At 61.9% G+C, this 19495-nt stretch carries 17 protein-coding genes; all 17 read right to left on the reverse strand.

Annotated features, from left to right (window positions below; all coding sequences use genetic code 11):
• Positions 1–22: 22 nt before the first annotated feature.
• Positions 23–874: a F0F1 ATP synthase subunit A gene (gene atpB, locus BTO02_RS00500; RefSeq protein WP_075155350.1), complete on the reverse strand. Its 852-nt coding sequence runs from the start codon at positions 872–874 to the stop codon at positions 23–25.
• A 155-nt stretch (positions 875–1029) separates the two neighbouring features.
• Positions 1030–1623: an ATP synthase subunit I gene (locus BTO02_RS00505; protein WP_075155351.1), complete on the reverse strand. Its 594-nt coding sequence runs from the start codon at positions 1621–1623 to the stop codon at positions 1030–1032.
• 279 nt (positions 1624–1902) lie between these two features.
• The gene (locus BTO02_RS00510) at positions 1903–3051 is read right to left on the reverse strand and encodes an SLC13 family permease (protein ID WP_075155352.1); all 1149 of its coding nucleotides are present in this window, start codon (positions 3049–3051) and stop codon (positions 1903–1905) included.
• Between the two features lie 12 nt (positions 3052–3063).
• A complete protein-coding gene (locus tag BTO02_RS00515; RefSeq protein WP_075155353.1) occupies positions 3064–3954 on the reverse strand; it encodes a ParB/RepB/Spo0J family partition protein in 891 nt (296 codons plus the stop codon).
• Positions 3955–3995: 41 nt separating this feature from the next.
• Positions 3996–4766: a ParA family protein gene (locus BTO02_RS00520; RefSeq protein WP_075155354.1), complete on the reverse strand. Its 771-nt coding sequence runs from the start codon at positions 4764–4766 to the stop codon at positions 3996–3998.
• A 99-nt stretch (positions 4767–4865) separates the two neighbouring features.
• Complete coding sequence (gene rsmG, locus BTO02_RS00525) at positions 4866–5585, reverse strand: 16S rRNA (guanine(527)-N(7))-methyltransferase RsmG (RefSeq protein ID WP_075155355.1); 720 nt, start codon at positions 5583–5585, stop codon at positions 4866–4868.
• A complete protein-coding gene (gene mnmG / locus BTO02_RS00530; RefSeq protein ID WP_075155356.1) occupies positions 5582–7555 on the reverse strand; it encodes a tRNA uridine-5-carboxymethylaminomethyl(34) synthesis enzyme MnmG in 1974 nt (657 codons plus the stop codon). Before mnmG ends, rsmG begins: the two co-directional genes overlap by 4 nt.
• A 223-nt stretch (positions 7556–7778) precedes the next feature.
• A complete protein-coding gene (locus BTO02_RS00535; RefSeq protein ID WP_075158489.1) occupies positions 7779–8546 on the reverse strand; it encodes an ABC transporter ATP-binding protein in 768 nt (255 codons plus the stop codon).
• Positions 8547–8551: 5 nt separating this feature from the next.
• Complete coding sequence (locus BTO02_RS00540; protein ID WP_075155357.1) at positions 8552–10339, reverse strand: branched-chain amino acid ABC transporter ATP-binding protein/permease; 1788 nt, start codon at positions 10337–10339, stop codon at positions 8552–8554.
• Between the two features lie 4 nt (positions 10340–10343).
• On the reverse strand, positions 10344–11399 hold the full coding sequence (locus BTO02_RS00545) for a branched-chain amino acid ABC transporter permease (RefSeq protein WP_075155358.1): 1056 nt from the start codon (positions 11397–11399) through the stop codon (positions 10344–10346).
• A 204-nt stretch (positions 11400–11603) separates the two neighbouring features.
• Positions 11604–12776 carry an ABC transporter substrate-binding protein gene (locus BTO02_RS00550; protein WP_075155359.1) on the reverse strand — a complete coding sequence of 391 codons (1173 nt, stop codon included), beginning with the start codon at positions 12774–12776 and terminating at the stop codon, positions 11604–11606.
• Positions 12777–12897: 121 nt separating this feature from the next.
• Positions 12898–14052: an ABC transporter substrate-binding protein gene (locus tag BTO02_RS00555; protein WP_075155360.1), complete on the reverse strand. Its 1155-nt coding sequence runs from the start codon at positions 14050–14052 to the stop codon at positions 12898–12900.
• A gap of 591 nt (positions 14053–14643) precedes the next feature.
• Positions 14644–15615, reverse strand: a complete 972-nt coding sequence (locus BTO02_RS00560) for a branched-chain amino acid ABC transporter permease (RefSeq protein ID WP_075155361.1) — start codon at positions 15613–15615, stop codon at positions 14644–14646.
• On the reverse strand, positions 15615–16499 hold the full coding sequence (locus tag BTO02_RS00565) for a branched-chain amino acid ABC transporter permease (protein WP_075155362.1): 885 nt from the start codon (positions 16497–16499) through the stop codon (positions 15615–15617). Before BTO02_RS00565 ends, BTO02_RS00560 begins: the two co-directional genes overlap by 1 nt.
• 137 nt (positions 16500–16636) lie before the next feature.
• Positions 16637–17851 (reverse strand): ABC transporter substrate-binding protein, encoded by a 1215-nt coding sequence (locus BTO02_RS00570; RefSeq protein ID WP_075155363.1) that lies wholly within the window; start codon positions 17849–17851, stop codon positions 16637–16639.
• Between the two features lie 97 nt (positions 17852–17948).
• Positions 17949–18707 carry an ABC transporter ATP-binding protein gene (locus tag BTO02_RS00575; RefSeq protein WP_075155364.1) on the reverse strand — a complete coding sequence of 253 codons (759 nt, stop codon included), beginning with the start codon at positions 18705–18707 and terminating at the stop codon, positions 17949–17951.
• Positions 18704–19483: an ABC transporter ATP-binding protein gene (locus BTO02_RS00580; RefSeq protein ID WP_075158490.1), complete on the reverse strand. Its 780-nt coding sequence runs from the start codon at positions 19481–19483 to the stop codon at positions 18704–18706. The genes BTO02_RS00575 and BTO02_RS00580 overlap by 4 nt, the downstream gene beginning before the upstream one ends.
• Positions 19484–19495: the final 12 nt, after the last annotated feature.

Raw genomic sequence — 19495 nt, forward strand, 5'->3', positions numbered from 1 at the left:
CTTTTAGCCGACAGGACCGGGGTTAGTGGCTGTCGTGTGCCTGGCCGATATACACCAGCGTCAGCATCATGAAAATGAACGCCTGCAACAGAACGATCAGGATGTGGAAGATCGCCCACACGCTGCCCGCGATCACATGGCCGATGAAGCCAAGCACCGTCGTGTCCGCACCGAAGTTCCAGATGCTGCCCAGCAGGGCGATCAGCAGGAACAGCAGTTCACCCGCGTACATGTTGCCGAAAAGCCGCATGCCGAGCGAAACCGTCTTGGCGACGAACTCGATGATGTTCAGTGCAAGGTTCGGGATCCACAAAAGCGGATGCGCGCCGAACGGGGCCGACAGCAGTTCGTGCACGAAGCCGCCCGCGCCCTTGATCTTGAAGTTGTAGTAAATCATCAGCACGAACACGCCGAGCGCGATGCCGAGCGTGCCGTTCAGATCTGCCGTCGGCACGATGCGATGATGGGGGATGATTTCCGAGAGGCCCAGCCAGCCGATCACGCGGCCCGGCAGGTCGACGGGGATGAAGTCGAGCGCGTTCATCAGCGCGACCCAAACGAACACCGTGAGCGCGAGCGGCGCGATGAAACGGCGGTTGCCGTGGATCATCGCTTTCGATTGGTCTTCGACCATTTCGACGAGCATCTCGACCGCGCACTGGAAGCGGCCCGGAACGCCCGGCGTGGCTTTGCGCGCAGCGAGGCGCAAGATGAGGATGGTGACGAGGCCGCAAACGATCGACCAGAAGAGCGTATCCAGATTCCAGACATGGATGTCGAAAATCGACGTCTGATGCGCGGTGGAGAAATTCTGCAAGTGATGCGCGATGTACTCGGACGGATCCAGAGCGCGCGTTCCTTCGCTAGCTGCCATATCGTTATTGCCACCCAAATTGTCGAAAATCGTTCCAGGCCGCCTGCCGCCGTTCGCGTCGCAGGCCAACCCGGTGCGAGCCGTCTCGAGCCCGCACGCCGTTCGGCGACGCGTTGCCGCGTCAGCCAGTGTTCTTTACCTTCGCTTGACCTGCGTTACCGCCAGGCTAGTGCTATCCAGTACGTCTTGAGCGCGACCAGGTAGGTCACGAGCAGCGGAACCCACTGCACGCCGTGATACCCGAACGCGATGGCAACGAACATGGCGATCGTCGCCCCCATCTTGAGCGCTTCGCCGATCATCCAGCTCATCACCGTCTCGGCGCCGCTCAACTTCTTCAGACGTGCCGCGAACAACGCGCTCGGCACCCAGCAAATCGCTCCCCCGAGAAATGCGGACAGCGCAGCATCGCCCGGCGGCTTGTAGAACAGCCACCACAGCAGCGTCGCACCCAGGGACAAAACCATTTGCGCCGCCACGACCTTGTAAGGCGTAACGCGCGATGGACGACTCACGTTCGGACCGAATAGCTTCTCAGCCTCTGCCCGAGTGAGCGGAACGATATTGTTATCTTGCTGCTCGACATCCCACGCATCGTCATGCCCGGTTCGCTGCTCATTACGCTGAACAACGTGCTGAACTTTCGATGGATCTGAAGCCGTTCCAGAGACGCCATGCTCAGTACGGTGTTTGTCGTCGCTTTGCTTCGGCGCTTGATGCAGCGCCGCGTCCGACTTTTGTACCGCCATTGCAGTGTCCCGCCAAGTTCTGTTCAGCCCGCGAGCTTACTCACCGCTTACGGGGGTGCCAAGCAAATAAATCCGGGGGATTGTAAGCGATAGTTGCAACCAATTCAAGACTTTAGGGTACTCAATAAATACCGTGGCGGCGTGTCTCGCGACACGCAAATATGCCTTTTTTGAATGAATCGCCCTGCGATTGTAAGCGACCTGCCAATGCATCGAAGTCGCGCGCTTTTCGACATTTTTCCTTCCCTTCGCCGATGCTTCATGCAGCGAAGGCCGATGTCAGAAATGCAGCAGAATCCATCCGCCGAACACGCCGGCGATTATCCAGAAAGGCACTGAAAAAAGATGAAACTGCGTCCACATGCCGCGCTCGTTCGAGAGCCGCATCGCGATCAGATTCGCGAGCGAGCCGATCGCGAAACCGAAGCCGCCGACGCTGACGCCGAATGCGAGCGCGCGCCAGTCTTTGGAAAATTCAGCGAGCATGATCGCAGCCGGAACGTTGCTGATGCCTTGCGACAAAACCGCGCCTGCCACATAGGTTCTGAATGGCGTCGCGAGGTGCCACGCACTCACCGACTGATGGACGAACGGCAACGCGGCGACGCTGCGCAGCACGATAAACATCAGCACAAAGATCAGCAGCAGCAGCCAGTCGATCTTCAGCACAATCGATGGGCGCCACAGCAGAAAACCGATTGCGACGCCCGCAAGGCCGATGCCGGGACGATGCGCGTCCGCGAGCACGACGAATGCGATGAACAGCAAAGCCGCCACGCCGACGAGCGGCCGGTCCACCGGATGCGGCTCGACGTCCTTCGACAGATCGAGCGGCGCGCCGCGGAAAGACACTGCCGTCATCACATACAACATCGCCATCAGCACTGCGCATAATGGCGCGAGCGCCCAGACGAAGCGGCCGAACGACACGCCGCTCGTTTGCCACAGGAACAGATTCTGAGGATTACCAAGCGGTGTCAGAATCGAGCCCGCGTTGACCGCGAGCGCGATGAAGATGACGAGGCGCCTGAGCGGCAACGGCGTCAGTTTGTGCAGCGACAACGCAAGCGGCACGACGACGAAGAGCGCGACGTCGTTTGTCAGTAGTGTCGATAATGCGGCCGCGAGCCCGATCAGCAGACACGCGAGCGCGCGCTCCGTATGGATATGATGAACGACACGATGCGCGGACCACATCAGGAATCCTGAGCGTTCCACGGCTTTCGTCAGGATGAGCAGACCGGTGAGCGTCAGCACGGTCTGCCAGTCGACGAGCGACGGCAGCGACGTCCATGCGCGCGGGTGGAGGATTTGCAACAGGATCAGTGCGATCGCGAGGATCGCGAGCACCGGTTCCTTTGCGACGAATAGCCAGACGGCCCGCAGCACATGGTGCGCGGGCGTCGACGCGCGTTCCGCTGACGGCACGATCGAACGCGCTTACGCAGGAGCGTTGGTGCCACGCAGACGCGCGAGAATACCCTCGAGCGCGTCCAGGTCGCCGAATTCGACCGTTACCTGGCCCCGTCCGCGGCGGCCGAGCTTGATCTTCACCGTTGCCGCGAGCAGATCCGACAGTTCTTCTTCGAGGCGCCGCGTATCGCGGCCGCCGTCGTGGTCGATGCGCGCTTTCGGCGCCGGCGTGGCCTTGTTGGTCGCGGTCACGAGCTTTTCGGTTTCGCGTACCGACATGCCCTTGTTGACAACCTGGTTTGCGAGCGTGATCTGCGTCGCCGAGTCGACGGCAAGCAGCGCGCGCGCGTGACCCATATCGAGATCGCCAGCGAGCAGCATGGTCTGCACAGGCGCCGCAAGATTCAGCAGACGCAGCAGGTTCGATACCGCACTGCGCGAGCGGCCGACCGATTCCGCCGCCTGCTCGTGCGTGAACTTGAATTCGTCGAGCAAACGCTGGATGCCCTGCGCCTCTTCGAGCGGGTTTAGATCTTCGCGCTGGATGTTCTCGATCAGCGCCATCGCCGCGGCGGCCTGGTCCGGCACGTCGCGCACGAGCACCGGCACTTCTTCGAGGCCCGCGATATGCGCGGCGCGATAGCGGCGCTCGCCCGCGATGATTTCGAATCTGTCGCCGCCAATCGGCCGCACGAGAATCGGCTGCATCAGACCCTGCGCACGGATGCTCGCCGCGAGCTCCTGCAAGGCGCCCTCGTCCATCCGCGTACGCGGCTGGTATTTGCCCGCCTGCATCCGCGACAACGGCAGCGTATGCGGCGCACCATCGATCTTGACCGCTTCCGTGATGTCCGCGCTTCCGCCAAGCAGTGCCTCGAGTCCTCTGCCTAGCCCCTTCTTTCTTGCTACTGCGTTCATCGTGTTTCCTCGATCCGATTTCGACGATTGGCGTTGTGTACTCATAGCGCGCGCACCCGTTCGATCATTTCCGCGCCGAACTGCACGTAGGCTTGCGCGCCGCGCGACGCACGGTCGAACACGACGCCGGGCAGCCCGTAACTGGGCGCCTCGGCCAGACGCACGTTGCGCGGGATGACCGCGTCGAACACCTTGTCGCCGAAATGCTCTTTCAACTGGTCGGACACCTGTTGCTGCAAGGTGATGCGCGGATCGAACATCACGCGCAACAGGCCGATCACTTTCAGATCGCGATTCATGTTCGCGTGAACCTGCTTGATCGTATTGACGAGGTCCGACAGACCTTCGAGCGCAAAGTACTCGCATTGCATCGGGATCACGACGCCGTGCGCGGCGCACAGGCCGTTCAGCGTCAGCAGCGACAGCGCCGGCGGGCAGTCGATCAGCACGAAATCGTAGTCTTCGACGACATGCAGCAGCGCTTCCTTCAGTTGACGCTCGCGGTTTTCGACACCGACCAGCTCGATCTCGGCGCCCGCGAGTTCGCGGTTCGCCGGCAGCACATCGTAGGAAACCGCTTCGGATTTGACGCGCGCGTCGGCTACCGCGACGCCGTCGCACAGCACCTCATAGACGGTGTTCTCGCACGCGGCCTTGTCGATACCGCTGCCCATCGTCGCGTTGCCCTGCGGATCGAGATCGATAAGCAGAACACGTTGTCCCTGCGATGCGAGGCTCGCGGCGAGATTGACAGCTGTCGTCGTTTTGCCGACTCCGCCCTTCTGGTTCGCAACGCAGAAGATTTTTGCCATCTTGGATGTGTCCCTTTGCAGCCTTGGATGTTTGGTATGAATTCGCTTGTGCGTCGGCTTTGCCACCTGCGCTCGCCGCGTCGACCTGGCGACGTCGGCCTAGTTTGACGCACGCGCAGCCGCCGCACCAGGTTCTTCGACAAGAATTTCCAGCAAATGCCGCTCAGCATCGAGCGAGGGCACATCAAGCCGGATAATTTGCTTCACTTTCGCACCGGCGGGCAACCGCGCGATCTCGGCATCGGGACGCACACCCTTCATCGCCCAGATCGAACCCTTTTCCGCGACGAGATGCCGGGCCAGTGTAACGAAATCCGCGAGCTCTGCGAATGCGCGCGATACGATCACATCGAATTTTTCAGGCACTTCGATATCGGGACGCAACGTTTCGACACGCCCGGTCACCACCGACAGATTCGCAAGGCCCAGTTCGGCCTTCGCCTGCGCCTGAAACGCGGTTTTCTTATGAACGATGTCGTTGAGCGTGACGCGCCAGTCCGGCAACGTGATTGCGAGCACGATGCCGGGCAGTCCGCCGCCTGACCCGACGTCGAGCACCGACGACGCGGCTCGCCCCGCCAGAAGATGCGGCACGATCGATAGCGAGTCGAGAATGTGCTGGATCAGCATCTGCCGCGGGTCACGTATCGCCGTCAGGTTATAGACGGCGTTCCATTTCGCGAGCAACGCGACGTAGTCGAGCAGCTTTGTGTGTTGCGTATCGGTGAGTTCAATGCTCAGCGCGCGCGCGCCTTCGACCAGCAGTGCCGCCAGCGACTCGCGACTGGCAGCGACCGGACCGCTGGGACGCGCCGTCATTGAGCTACCGGCGTGCTGTCCGTGCCGGAATCGGTGTTGACTGGCTGCGTCGCGGCCACTGGACGGCGGCCCAGACCACGCTTCAGGTGGACCATCAGCAGCGAGATCGCGGCCGGCGTGATGCCCGAAATCCGCGAAGCCTGACCGATCGTCTCGGGACGGTGCTGCGTGAGCTTCTGGCGCGCCTCGAACGACAGTCCGCGCACGTCCGCGTAGTCGAGCGCGTCCGGCAGACGCGTGTTCTCGTGCGCCCCGTTGCGCTCAATCTCGTCGGCCTGACGCTCAATGTAGCCTTGGTACTTGATGCCGATTTCGATCTGTTCCTTGATCTGCTCGAGCAGAATCGGATCGTCGGCGAGTGCCTCAATGGGCGCACACGCACCGTCACGCAATGCGCAGACGCCATCGTATGAAACGCCCGGACGGCGCAACAACTCCGCGAGGTTGTACTCGTGATCGATCGGTTTGCCGAGCAAGGCCGTGGCTTCGTCAGAGGAAAGTGTCTTCGGTGTGACCCATGTCGCGCGCAATCGCTCTGTTTCACGTGAAACCGCGTCGCGCTTGCGACTGAAAGCGTCCCACCGCTCGTCGCCGACGACGCCAAGTTCGCGACCGATCTCCGTCAGACGCATATCGGCATTGTCTTCGCGCAGACTGAGACGATACTCGGCGCGGCTCGTGAACATCCGGTACGGCTCGGAAACGCCGCGCGTGACCAGATCGTCGACCAGCACGCCAAGATAGGCCTGGTCGCGGCGCGGGCACCATGCTGCCTTGCCCTGCACCTGCAATCCGGCATTAATGCCGGCGAGAAGACCTTGGGCGGCGGCTTCTTCGTAGCCGGTTGTCCCGTTGATCTGCCCCGCAAAGAACAGTCCGCCGATCGCCTTGGTTTCAAGCGAAGCCTTCAGCGCGCGCGGATCGAAGTAGTCGTATTCGATCGCATAGCCGGGCCGCAGGATATGCGCATGCTCAAGGCCACGCATCGAGCGGACCAGATCCAGTTGCACATCGAACGGCAGGCTCGTCGAGATACCGTTCGGGTAGAACTCATTAGTGCTCAGCCCTTCCGGCTCGAGGAAGATCTGATGCGATTCCTTCGACGCAAACCGATGGATCTTGTCCTCAATCGAAGGACAGTAGCGCGGACCGACGCCTTCGATCACGCCCGTGTACATCGGCGACCGATCGAGGCCGCCGCGGATGATGTCGTGCGTCTGCGCGTTCGTGTGCGTGATCCAGCACGGCACCTGACGCGGGTGTTGTTCGGCCCGACCTAGGAATGAAAACACCGGCACCGGATCGAGATCGCCAGGTTGCTCTTCGACCTTCGAAAAGTCGATGGTGCGACCGTCGATGCGCGGCGGGGTACCGGTCTTCAGGCGCCCTTGAGGCAGCTTCAGTTCCTTGAGGCGTGACGATAGGGACACGGCCGCCGGATCGCCGGCGCGGCCGCCCGTGTAATTGTTGAGCCCGACGTGAATCTTGCCGTCCAGAAACGTCCCGGCCGTCAGCACCACGGCGCGCGCGCGAAAACGGATACCAACCTGCGTAACAGCGCCGACCACGCGATCGCCTTCCACCATCAGATCGTCGACCGACTGCTGGAACAGCCACAGATTCGGCTGATTTTCGAGGCGGCTCCGGATCGCCTGCTTATACAGCAGTCGATCCGCCTGCGCCCGCGTCGCGCGGACCGCGGGCCCCTTCGAAGAGTTCAGGATCCGAAACTGGATACCGCCTTCGTCGGTCGCAGCCGCCATCGCACCGCCGAGTGCGTCGACTTCCTTGACCAGATGGCCCTTGCCGATACCGCCAATCGACGGATTGCAGCTCATCTGGCCGAGCGTTTCGATGTTGTGTGTGAGCAGCAGCGTCTTGTTGCCCATGCGTGCCGAAGCCAGTGCGGCTTCAGTGCCGGCGTGCCCGCCACCGACGACGATTACGTCAAACTCTGTGGGATAAAGCATCGGAGATCTCACGCGGACCGTTGGCGTGAGCCTTTCAGAAAAATGTATTGGCGAATTATAACGGGTTCGCTTTTGGCCCGATTTACGTCGAGTTGTGCACGGATATAAAAACGGCGTGTTTCACGTGAAACACACCGTTCCCGCGGGACGAAATTCGTGGAACCGCTGCAAATCACCACGCGGCGGACGAATCTTCCGCGCCGCAGCAACCCGGCGACAGGTGTCAAGCGACCTTCTTCGCCAACCCGAGATAGGTTTCTATCACCCGCGGATTGTGCGCCAGTTCGGCCGCCACCCCCTCGAGCGCGATTTCGCCCGTCTCCAGAACGTAGCCATAATCGGAGATCTGCAGTGCCGCCCGCGCATTCTGCTCGATCAACAGCGTTGCGACGCCGGTCTCGCGTAGCGCGCTGACGATATGAAAGATCTCCTTCACGATCAGCGGCGCGAGCCCAAGGCTCGGCTCGTCGAGCATCAGCAGATCGGGCTTACCCATCAGCGCGCGCCCGAGCGCGAGCATCTGGCGCTCGCCACCCGACAAGGTCCCAGCCGCCTGCTTCCGACGCTCCTTCAGCCGCGGGAACAAGCCGAATACCGGATCAAGTTGATCGAGGTAATTGCGCTCACCCGACTTTCTCCGTCGATACGCACCGAGCACGAGATTGTCCTCGACCGTCATCGTCGCGAATAGCTCACGCTTTTCCGGGACGAGGCACATTCCACCGGCAACCCGCTGTTCGACTGGCAACGCGCTAACGTCGCGCGAGCGAAACAGAATCTCGCCCTTCGAGAATCCCGTCACCGGCAGCGAACCCATGATCGCGTTCAGCAGCGTCGACTTCCCTGCTCCATTCGGCCCGATCACCGAGACGATCTGCCCCGGCCGCACCTCGATCCGGGCGCGATGCAACGCTTCGACTTTCCCATAACGGACCGACAAACCGTCGACTCGCAAAATCGGCCCCGACGTAGCGGCCGTTACGTTAGTCATCGTCATCACTCCACCCCGCCCAGATACGCTTCGAGCACAGCCGGATTTTTTTGCACCTCCTCCGGTAAACCTTCGGCGATGCGTGTACCGAACTCCATCACCACAACCCGATCCGTCAGATTCATCACGAAGTCCATATCGTGCTCGACAAGCAGAATGCTCATCCCCTCTTCGCGCAGCCGGCGCAGCAACGCAGCCAGCTGCTGCTTCTCCTGATAGCGAAGGCCGGCGGCCGGCTCGTCGAGCAGCAGCAACAACGGATCGCAGCACAACGCGCGCGCAATCTCGAGAATTCGCTGCTGGCCAAGCGCGAGGCTTCCGGCTTCGTCGTCCCTATGCTGCTCGAGCCCGACGCGCCGGATTTGCCTGGCGGCTTCGGCCATCAAGCGCGCTTCCTCCGCGCGGTTGAGCCGCGCCATGCTGCGCCACACGCCGGCGCGGCCGCGCAGATGCGCGCCGATCGCGACATTCTCGAGTACCGACATGCCCGGCAGCAGCTTGACGTGCTGAAATGTCCGCCCGATTCCGCGCCTCGCAATCGCGCGTGAATTCAGCCCATCGATCCGCTCGCCGCGGAACGTGACCGTACCGCGCGTTGGCGGCGTCACACCGGTGACAAGATTGAAGGTGGTCGACTTGCCGGCGCCGTTCGGTCCGATCAGCCCGACGATCTCGCCCGACTTCACATCGAAACTGACGTCGTTCACAGCGACGAGCCCGCCGAACTCCTTACGCACGTTGTCGACACTCAGCAACCGTTCGCCAGCCGCCGGCTTACTGCGCATCGGCAACGGCGGCTGCATGTCGTCCGGAACATGGACGCGCGGCCCGCGAGGGAAAAATCGGGCGACCCACGGCCAGACGCCGCCGCGCGCGTACTGGAGCAGCACAACCATCAGAATGCCGAACACGATCACTTCGAAGTTGCCGTTCTCGCCGAGCAGCTTCGGCAGCAGCGTTTGAAGATAGTCCTGCAGCACCGTCAGAATCGCGGCACCGAGCACGGCGCCCCACACGTGCGACACGCCGCCGACCACGGCCATAAACAGATACTCGATGCCGTGATTGAGTCCGAACGGCGTCGGATTCACCGCGCGCTGCAGATGCGCATAGAGAAAGCCCGAAACTGCCGCCAGTACCGCTGCATAGATAAAGATCACGACGCGCATCCACGCGGTATCGACACCCATCGCCTCAGCCATCGATCCACCGCCGCGCAGCGCACGAATCGCTCGTCCGGGCCGACTATTAAGCAGATTCTGAACAGAGACGACTGCACCGAGCACGACGACCCAGATCAGGTAATAGATATGCCGCCCCGTCTCCAGATCGATGCCGAGCAGGTTCAGCGCTGGAATGCCGTTGATGCCGTCGTACTTGCCGAGCCATTCGAGATTGCCGAACAGAAAGAACAGCGCGAGACCCCACGCGATCGTGCCGAGCGGCAGAAAATGCCCGGACAGCCGCATGGTGACAAGGCCGAGCATGAGCGCGATCAATGCGGTCAACAGGACGCCGGCGATCAATCCAAACCACGGCGATACGCCGAATTGCGTCGTCAGATACGCAGTCGAATACGCGCCGATGCCGACGAATGCAGCCTGCCCGAAACTCGTCATGCCTCCGATGCCCGTCAACAATACGAGGCCGATTGCGACGATCGAATACAGGCCGATGTAGTTGAGCAGCGTGATCCAGTATTCGGGCACGTGAACCGGTTTCGGCAGGACCGGCAGCGCAAACAGCACGACCAGAAATAGATAGAACGGTCCGTTCCGAACGAGGCGTTTCATCGTGTCACTCCTCCGCCTCTTCTGCGTGCGGCGTCGCGAGACTACGCCACAGCAGCACCGGAATGATCAGCGTGAACACGATCACTTCCTTGTAAGCGCTCGCCCAGAACGACGAGTACGACTCGAGTAAGCCGACCAGCAACGAGCCGGCTGCCGCGAGCGGATAGCTGACGAGCCCGCCGATGATCGCGCCGACGAAGCCCTTGAGACCGATCAGAAAGCCGGAGTCGTAGTAAATCGTCGTCAGCGGTGCGACGAGCATGCCGCACAGCGCGCCGAGACCCGCTGCGAGCGTGAACGCGAGGCGCCCCGCCTGCGTCGTGCCGATGCCGACCAGTTGTGCGCCGACGCGGTTCACCGAAGTCGCGCGCAGCGCCTTGCCGGAAAGCGAGCGGTCGAAGTACAGATACAGCGCGACGATCAGCACGAGCGCCGTGCCGATCACCCAGAGGCTCTGCCCGGAAATCGCCAACGTGCCGACATTGAATGTCGCGTCCGAGAATGCATTCGTGCGCGAGCCTTCCGCGCCGAACATCACGAGCCCCAGGCCCACCATCGCGAAGTGCACCGCGACTGCGACGATCAACAGCAGAAGCGTCGTGGTTTCGGCGATTGGCTCGAAGGCCAACCGGTAGACCAGTGGACCCATGGGAATCACGATCAGCAGCGCGAGCGCGATCTGCACGGCCATCGGCAGCGGATGCATGAAGAGCGCGCGCGTCAGCGCATAGACGGCGACCGGGAACAGCAGATACTTGCCGGCCAGCACAGCGAACGTGCGCGCCGCAGCGCCGCGTCGTTCGGGATGCCGAACGAGTCCGGCCGCTTCCACGACGAAGCACGCGGCGCCTAACGCGACGAGCATCGTGCACGTAGCCGGAAACTTCTGCGATTGCAGGCCGGCGAGCGTCAACGCGCCATATGAAACGAACTCTCCTTGCGGGATAAAGATCACGCGCGTCACCGAAAAAACGAGCACGAGCGCGAGTGCGAGCAATGCGTAGATCGCGCCGGTCGTGATGCCGTCCTGCGCGAGGATCGCCGCGATTGATAGATCCATAAAGAATCGTCCTTCGTGGAGCGTCGAAAACCGGAATGGGGAGAAACAGAAAGCGTGTGGAAAAGCGGGAACGCGTCGCGCGCTGGTCAATGCCTCATCGCGACCGTCGATCGCAACGATTCATCGACACAGCGGCGCCTGCCATTGTCCCCGATACGAAGCTTGCGCGCCGACGTCGCGGCCGCAGGCTACGGAAGGCGTGTTCTAGTCTTTCTGCAGTTGCCATTTGCCGTCGACGATCCGCACGATCACGCGTGCGCGACTGTCGAGGCCATTGTGATCGGTCGTCGTCATGTTGAAGATGCCGTGCGACGCGGGCATGTTTTTCACGTTTTCGAGCGCATCGCGCAGCGCGGTGCGAAACGCGACCGTGCCCGGCTGCCCCTTCTTCAGCGCCTCGGGGACCGCCCGCTGCAGCAACTGGCCGGCATCCCATGCATGGCCGCCGAACGTCGACACCGAGCCCGCGCCATAGACCCTCTCATAGGCATTCTTGTAGGCTTGCGACGACTGCTTGACCGGGTTCGAGTCCGGCAGCTGATCGGTAACGAGAATCGGCCCCGCAGGTAGCAGTTCGCCGTCGCAATCCTTGCCGCACACGCGCAGGAACTCGTTATTCGCGACGCCATGCGTTTGATAGATGTTGCCCTTGTAGCCGCGCTCCTTCAGCGTCTTCGCAGGCAACGCGGCGGGCGTGCCGGAACCTGCGATCAGCACCGCATCGGGGTTCTGCGACATCATTTTCAACACCTGGCCGGTTACCGATGCATCGGTGCGGTTATAGCGTTCGTTGGCAACGAGCTTCAGATGATGCGCGTTCGCAGCCGCATTGAAGACCGAGTACCAGCTCTCGCCATACGCGTCCGCAAAGCCGAGAAACGCGACCGACTTCACGCCGTGCTGCTCCATGTAAGCGGCGATCGCATCGGCCATCAGCGCATCGTTTTGCGGCGTCTTGAACGCCCATTCGCGCTTCGCATCGATCGGCGCGACGATCGACCCGGATGCTGCAAGCGAGATCATCGGCGTTCTGCTTTCGGCAATGGGGTCGAGCATCGCCAGCGAGGCGGGCGTGACCGTCGAGCCGATGATCGCATCGACATGGTCTTCGTCGATCAGCTTATGCACGTTCTGCACCGCATGCGTGCTGTCGCTTGCATCGTCGAGCACGATGTATTGCACGCTCTTGCCGCCGATTTGTTTCGGCAGCAGCGCGATGGTGTTCTTCTCGGGAATGCCGAGCGACGCGGCAGGACCGGTCGTCGACAGCGTCACGCCGATCTTCACCTGCGCCGCGGCCGAGCCGGCGCCGCAGACGAATGCCGCGGCGCACGTGGCCAACACCGCGGCGCGCATCCATCGTTTCCTGTTGTTCATGGTTCGACCTGTTCAGATATCCGGGGCTTCGGTTTCGCTGCGAGCAGGCAGAAAAAAAGGCGCGTCGAGCTGCACGCGCCTTCTTTCCGGGGATGCATCAATGCACCGGCACCGATGCAAATCAGTCCGACACGAGCTTCCACTTGCCATCGACGATCTGCACCATCACGCGCGCCCGCTCGTCGAGGCCGGCGTGATCGTTGGCGCTCATGTTAAAGATGCCTTGCGAAGCCGGCAGGTCATGCGTGCTTTCGAGCGCCGCACGCAGCGCTTCGCGGAACGCCGGCGTACCCGGTTGACCTTGCTTGAGCGCGATCGGAATCGCACGCTGCAGCAACAGTCCAGCATCCCACATATGACCGCCGAATGTCGACACTGACCCGGCGCCGTACGCGGATTCGTACGCATGCTTATACGTAAGTGCGGCCTGTTTCGCGGGATTCGACGCCGGCAGCTGATCGGCAACGAGCAGCGGACCGGCCGGCAGATAGGTGCCGTCGCAATCCTTGCCGCACACGCGCAGGAAGTCGTTGTTCGCGACGCCGTGCGTCTGGTAGTACTTGCCGTTGTAGCCGCGTTCCTTGAGCGTGCGCTGCGGCAACGCGGCCGGCGTGCCGGCGCCCGCGATCAGCACCGCATCCGGGTGCTGCGCCATCATTTTCAGCACTTGCCCTGTCACCGAAGTGTCATTGCGCGCAAAGCGCTCGCTGGCGACGACCTTGATGTTCGCCTGCTGCGCCGCCTTCGAGAACTCCTTGAACCAGCTCTCGCCATAGGCGTCCGCGAAGCCGATGAACGCGACCGTTTTCACGCCGTGCCTTGCCATATGCTGCGCGATCGCACTCGCCATCAGGATGTCGTTTTGCGGCGTCTTGAACACCCAGGCCCGCTTCGCATCCATCGGCTCCACGATCGCCGCGGCCGCGCCGAGCGAAATCATCGGCGTGTGAGCTTCGCTTGCAATGTCGATCATCGCAAGCGAGTTCGGCACGACAGTCGAGCCGATCAATGCGTCGACGTGGTCTTCGCTTATCAGCTTGCGCGTGTTCTTCACGGCCTGCGTCGAATCGGTCGCATCGTCGAGCACGATGTAGTCGACCTTCTGCCCTGCAATTTCTTTCGGCAGCAACGTGGTGGTATTTTTCTCGGGGATGCCGAGCGACGCCGCCGGGCCCGTCGCCGATACCGTGATGCCGATCTTTACGCCTGCCGCTATCGCGCCGTGATATGCCACACACAAAAGCGCTGCGCTCATCCATCGCCATGCCGACTTCATTCCACTCCTTACGCCCGTAGTCGAAAAGCAATCGATATAAAGGGCCGGTTTTAAGTGGCATGACCTTGTGGCCACACCAGGAACGTCAATATCAGGGAATGGCGAGTGTAGCCGAACGCGCCAAGGCGTGCGGCGAGGCGAGCAAGGCGGTATCGCGACCGTCGGAAAAAGAAGCAAGGCTTATCGAGGGGCCTCGCGCACGGAAACTCAGCTTCCGGCGCCATTCATTGACGCGGCAAGATGCGCGCGCCGGATACTTCGCGAAAGGACAGACAAAAAGTAAAAAGCGCTGTTGGATCCAGTCCAACAGCGCTTTTGTATGGGCGCTTAGCGCCTCATTGTCTCCTCGTTCTCCACCTGCAAAATTCGGGTGCATCAGAACTGTGTGAAGATTAAACAAGCGGGCTTTATCGAACAACTAGCATTTACCCTAGTGGTGCAGCTGCGCACCGTATCGGGGCGCGCGGTGTCGACACTTTGACATGCTTGTCGAACTCGTTTCGCGCTCGTTTGACTGCGCTAATTTTGCATCGGATAACGAAGCAACGAGACATGGCCGGAAGCGTTTCCACCTCGCCCTGCCCGACCCGCTCACGCACGCAACGGCTTCACCCGCGCGACGATTTCGCCGACAATGCCGCGCCTGAATGCCAGCACGCAAGCGATAAAGATCAGGCCCGTGACGATCGTCACCGATTCGCCGAGCGAGCGGAACCAGTCGAGCCCCGTTGCCGACGCGATCACGTTACCGATATCGCCGAGCCGCTCTTCGAGCGAGACAATCAGCGCGGCGCCGAGCAGCGGCCCAAACAGCGTGCCCATGCCGCCGACGAGCGTCATCAGCACGACGAGGCCCGACATCGTCCAGTACGCATCGCTCAACGTTTCGAACCCGAGCACGAGCACCTTCATCGAACCGGCGAGACCCGCGAGACCCGCGGACAGCACGAACGCGAGCAGCTTGAAGCGGTTCGTATCGTAGCCAAGCGAAATCGCTCGCGGCTCGTTCTCCTTGATCGCGACCAGCACCTGCCCGAATGGCGAGTGCACGATGCGCACGATCAGCATGAACGCGAGCACCATCACGAGCAGTACGACGAAATACAGCGTGAGGTCCGACGAGAGATCGAGCAGGCCGAACAGCCTGCCGCGCGGCACGCCCTGCATTCCATCCTCGCCATGCGTAAACGGCGCCTGCAGAAACACGAAGTAGATCATCTGCGCGAGCGCAAGCGTGATCATCGCGAAGTAGATGCCCTGCCGGCGGATCGCGAACAGCCCGACAATCAACCCCAGCAGCGTCGCGGCCGCGGTGCCGGCAAGCACGCCGATTTCAGGTGTCGTGCCGAGCGACTGGATCGCATAGCCGGTGATATACCCTGCGCTCGAGAGAAACATCGCATGCCCGAACGACAGCAGCCCCGTGTAACCGATCAGAAGATTGAACGCCGCCGCAAACAGCGCAAAGCACAGCACCTTCATCACGAACACCGGGTACATGCCGGCAAACGGCGCGACGATGAGACCGATGAGCAGCAGCACGTAAAGCGCTTTTCTCTGCATTATTTCTCCTTGCCGAAAAGGCCTGTCGGCCGCACGAGCAGCACGAGCGCCATGATCACGAATACGACGGTGGCCGACGCCTCCGGATAGAACACGCGCGTGAAGCCTTCGATCACGCCGAGCAGCAGGCCCGTCAGAATCGAGCCCATGATCGACCCCATCCCGCCGATCACTACCACGGCGAATACCGTGACGATCAGCGGTTGCCCCATCAGCGGCGAGACCTGGATGACAGGCGCGGCCAGCACGCCGGCAAACGCCGCGAGCGCGACGCCGAAACCATAGGTGAGCGTGACCATCAGCGGCACATTGACGCCGAAGGCTTCGACGAGCTTCGGATTCTCGGTACCGGCGCGCAGGTAAGCGCCAAGGCGCGTCTTATCGATCACGAACCACGTCGCGAAGCAGACGATCAGCGACGCGACCACCACCCACGCGCGATAGTTCGGCAGAAACATGAAGCCGAGATTGGTCGCGCCGGAAAGCAGATCGGGCACATCGTACGGTTGACCGGACGCGCCGTAGATCGAGCGGAACACGCCTTCGACGACCAGCGTGAGCCCGAACGTCAGCAACAGCCCATACAGGTGATCGAGCTTGTAGAGCCAGCGCAGCATCGACCGTTCGATCAGCATCCCGAACAATCCGACGATGATGGGCGCGAGCACGAGCATCACCCAGTACGGCAGGCCGAAATACGCGAGGCCCATCCAGGTGAGCATCGCGCCGAGCATGAACAATGCGCCGTGCGCGAAGTTGATCACGTTGAGCAGACCGAAAATCACCGCCAGCCCGAGGCTCAGGATCGCGTAGAACGAACCGTTCACGAGACCGAGCAGCAACTGGCTCAACATGGCCGGCAGCGGGATGCCAAAGATATCCATTGAACGCGTCGTCAAAGTGAAAGCAAAAGCGCGCTGGGCGCATCAGGCCAACCGCACATCCACCGTAGCCCAATGCGCCCAGCACGCGGAACGTGCGCGCCTGCCGCCGCCTGTCCGCGGCAGGCCATCGCCGGCGCTTATTTCCACAACGCGCAGCGCGTTTCCTGCTTTGTCGTAAATGCCTGTTCGCCCGGAATCGTCGCCGTGATCTTGTAGTAGTCCCACGGTTCTTTCGACTCGGCGGGCGTCTTCACCTGCATCAGGTACATGTCGTGAATAAAGCTGCCGTCCTGGCGGATATAGCCCTTACCGTAGAAATCGTCGATCTTCGTCTTCTTGAGCTGCGCCATCACCTTGTCCGGATCGGTCGAGCCGACCGCCTTCACGGCGTTCAGATACGTCATCGTGGCCGAGTAGTCGGCTGCCTGCAGGCTCGACGGCATCTTCTTCATCTTCTCGAAATAACGCTGCGCCCATTTGCGCGTGTTCGCGTCCTTGTTCCAGTACCAGCTGTCGGTCGCGATCAGGCCTTGCGTCGTCTCGAGCCCGAGACTGTGGATGTCGTCGATGAAGATCAGCAGTGCGGCGATCTTCATCGTCTTCGTGATGCCGAATTCCTTAGCGGCCTTGATCGCATTGATCGTATCGCCGCCCGCATTCGCGAGCCCGAGAATCTGCGCCTTCGACGCTTGCGCCTGCAACAGGAACGACGAGAAGTCCGATGCGGACAGCGGATGCCGCACTTCGCCGAGCACCTGGCCGCCGTTGGCCTTCACGACGTCCGCGGTGTTCTTTTCGAGCGCCTTGCCGAATGCGTAATCGGCGGTCAGAAAATACCAGGTCTTGCCGCCCTGCTTCGTGATCGCGGAACCGGTGCCTTTGGCGAGCGCGGTCGTGTCGTACGCATAGTGGACCGTGTACGGCGTGCACTGCTCGTTGGTCAGCGTATCGGCGCCCGCACCGATGTTGATGTACACCTTGTGCTTCTCGCCCGCGACCTGGTTCGTCGACAACGCGGTTGCCGAGTTCGTGCCGCCGATCACGGCGTCGACGCCGTCGCGGTCGAACCACTCGCGTGCGCGCGAGGCGGCGATATCGGCCTTGTTCTGGTGGTCCGCGTAGAGAATCTGGATCGGCTTGCCGTTCACCTTGCCGCCGAAATCCGCAACGGCCATGCGAATCGCCTCGAGGCCGCCCTGGCCATCGATGTCCGCATAGAGCCCCGACATGTCGGTGATAAAGCCGATCTTCACGGCGTCGTCGGCTGCCCGCGCGCTGCCCGCGGTCAGCGCGATACCGGCGGCGGCCGCGAAACAGAGGGACGTGAGGCGCGCGAGAGTTTTCCTTTTCATCTGTGTGTCTCCTTGGTTCTGCGTTGTGTTTATCAGAGGCAATGTGCGTCGCGCGAGCGGTGGGCGCGGTGCCGCGACATCGAAGCGCCCGCGCCGCTTACACGCCGAGCAGGTCGTGCAGGACCGGCATTTTGCTTTCGAGCTCCTGCGCGCCGAAATGCTCGACGATGCGGCCGTGCTCCATCACATAGAAGCGATCCGCAAGCGGCGCGGCGAAGCGGAAATTCTGCTCGACCATCACGATCGTGTAGCCGCGCGATTTCAATGTGACGATCATTCGCGCAAGCGCCTGCACGATCACCGGCGCGAGTCCTTCCGAGATTTCGTCGAGCAGCAGCAGGTTCGCGCCGGTGCGCAGAATGCGCGCGACCGCGAGCATCTGCTGCTCGCCGCCCGATAGCCGCGTGCCCTGGCTCATGCGGCGTTCCTGCAGATTCGGGAACATCTCGTAGATTTCGGAAAGCGACATCATGTGTGCCGCGTCGCCGACCGGCGGCGGCAGCAGCAGGTTTTCCTCGCACGAGAGGCTCGAGAAAATGCCCCGTTCTTCGGGGCAGTAACCGATGCCGCAATGCGCGACGCGGTGCGTGGGCAGATCGATCGTTTCGCGGCCGCTCACGCGTATCGAACCCGTACGACGCCCCGTCAGGCCCATGATCGCGCGCAAGGTGGTCGTGCGACCGGCGCCGTTGCGGCCAAGCAGCGTGACCACCTCGCCGCGCGCAACGGTCAGATCGACGCCGTGCAGGATGTGCGACTCGCCGTACCACGCCTGCAGCCCGGCGATTTCGAGCGCGGGTTCCGCGCTCAACGCCCCGTTCGTTTCGACGTTCTCGTTCTCGGTGACCGTGCTCATGCGTGCGCTCCGGCCAGCGCGGCATCGGCACTGCCCATATAGGCCTGCGTCACGAGCGGATTCTTCGATACGTCCGCATAGGTTCCTTCAGCGAGCACCTCGCCGCGCTGCAGAACCGTGATCGTATCGGAGATGCCGGCAATCACATTCATGTTGTGTTCGACCATCAGGATCGTGCGGCCCGCCGATACTTTTTTGATCAACGCCGTGACGCGGTCCACGTCTTCGTGGCCCATGCCCTGCGTCGGCTCGTCGAGCAGCATCAGTTCGGGCTCCATCGCGAGCGTCGTCGCGATTTCGAGCGCGCGCTTGCGGCCATACGACAGTTCGACCGTCGGTACGTCTGCGAAATCGGCAAGGCCGACTTGCGTGAGCAGATCGAGCGCATTGTCGTCGAGCCGATGCAGCGTGCGCTCGCTCTTCCAGAAATGAAACGCGGTGCCTAACGCGCGCTGCAAGCCGATGCGCACGTTTTGCAAGGCGGTCAGATGCGGGAAAACTGCGGAAATCTGAAACGAGCGGATGATGCCGCGCCGCGCGATCTGCGCCGGCCGCTCGCGTGTGATGTCGACGCCGTTGAAGACGATCTGCCCGGCTGTCGGTTCGAGAAACTTCGTAAGCAGATTGAAGCAAGTGGTCTTGCCCGCGCCGTTCGGGCCGATCAGCGCATGAATCGAGCCGCGCCGCACCCGCAGGTTGACGCCGTTGACCGCCGTGAAACCCTTGAACTCCCTCGTCAGCCCGCGCGTCTCGAGTATCGTATCGCCGAGAATCATGTTCCCTTCCAT

It is taken from the genome of Paraburkholderia sp. SOS3 (genome assembly GCF_001922345.1).
GTDB lineage: Bacteria > Pseudomonadota > Gammaproteobacteria > Burkholderiales > Burkholderiaceae > Paraburkholderia.

Excerpts from the sequence above, each read along its gene's own strand:
- BTO02_RS00550 (WP_075155359.1), bottom strand. The coding sequence starts at position 12,776 with ATGAACAACAGGAAACGATGGATGCGCGCCGCGGTGTTGGCCACGTGC.
- BTO02_RS00575 (WP_075155364.1), bottom strand. The coding sequence starts at position 18,707 with ATGAGCACGGTCACCGAGAACGAGAACGTCGAAACGAACGGGGCGTTG.
- BTO02_RS00515 (WP_075155353.1), bottom strand. The coding sequence starts at position 3,954 with ATGAACGCAGTAGCAAGAAAGAAGGGGCTAGGCAGAGGACTCGAGGCA.
- BTO02_RS00505 (WP_075155351.1), bottom strand. The coding sequence starts at position 1,623 with ATGGCGGTACAAAAGTCGGACGCGGCGCTGCATCAAGCGCCGAAGCAA.
- mnmG (WP_075155356.1), bottom strand. The coding sequence starts at position 7,555 with ATGCTTTATCCCACAGAGTTTGACGTAATCGTCGTCGGTGGCGGGCAC.
- BTO02_RS00555 (WP_075155360.1), bottom strand. The coding sequence starts at position 14,052 with ATGAAGTCGGCATGGCGATGGATGAGCGCAGCGCTTTTGTGTGTGGCA.
- BTO02_RS00565 (WP_075155362.1), bottom strand. The coding sequence starts at position 16,499 with ATGGATATCTTTGGCATCCCGCTGCCGGCCATGTTGAGCCAGTTGCTG.
- atpB (WP_075155350.1), bottom strand. The coding sequence starts at position 874 with ATGGCAGCTAGCGAAGGAACGCGCGCTCTGGATCCGTCCGAGTACATC.
- BTO02_RS00560 (WP_075155361.1), bottom strand. The coding sequence starts at position 15,615 with ATGCAGAGAAAAGCGCTTTACGTGCTGCTGCTCATCGGTCTCATCGTC.
- BTO02_RS00520 (WP_075155354.1), bottom strand. The coding sequence starts at position 4,766 with ATGGCAAAAATCTTCTGCGTTGCGAACCAGAAGGGCGGAGTCGGCAAA.
- BTO02_RS00540 (WP_075155357.1), bottom strand. The coding sequence starts at position 10,339 with ATGAAACGCCTCGTTCGGAACGGACCGTTCTATCTATTTCTGGTCGTG.
- rsmG (WP_075155355.1), bottom strand. The coding sequence starts at position 5,585 with ATGACGGCGCGTCCCAGCGGTCCGGTCGCTGCCAGTCGCGAGTCGCTG.
- BTO02_RS00535 (WP_075158489.1), bottom strand. The coding sequence starts at position 8,546 with ATGACTAACGTAACGGCCGCTACGTCGGGGCCGATTTTGCGAGTCGAC.
- BTO02_RS00545 (WP_075155358.1), bottom strand. The coding sequence starts at position 11,399 with ATGGATCTATCAATCGCGGCGATCCTCGCGCAGGACGGCATCACGACC.
- BTO02_RS00580 (WP_075158490.1), bottom strand. The coding sequence starts at position 19,483 with ATGATTCTCGGCGATACGATACTCGAGACGCGCGGGCTGACGAGGGAG.
- BTO02_RS00570 (WP_075155363.1), bottom strand. The coding sequence starts at position 17,851 with ATGAAAAGGAAAACTCTCGCGCGCCTCACGTCCCTCTGTTTCGCGGCC.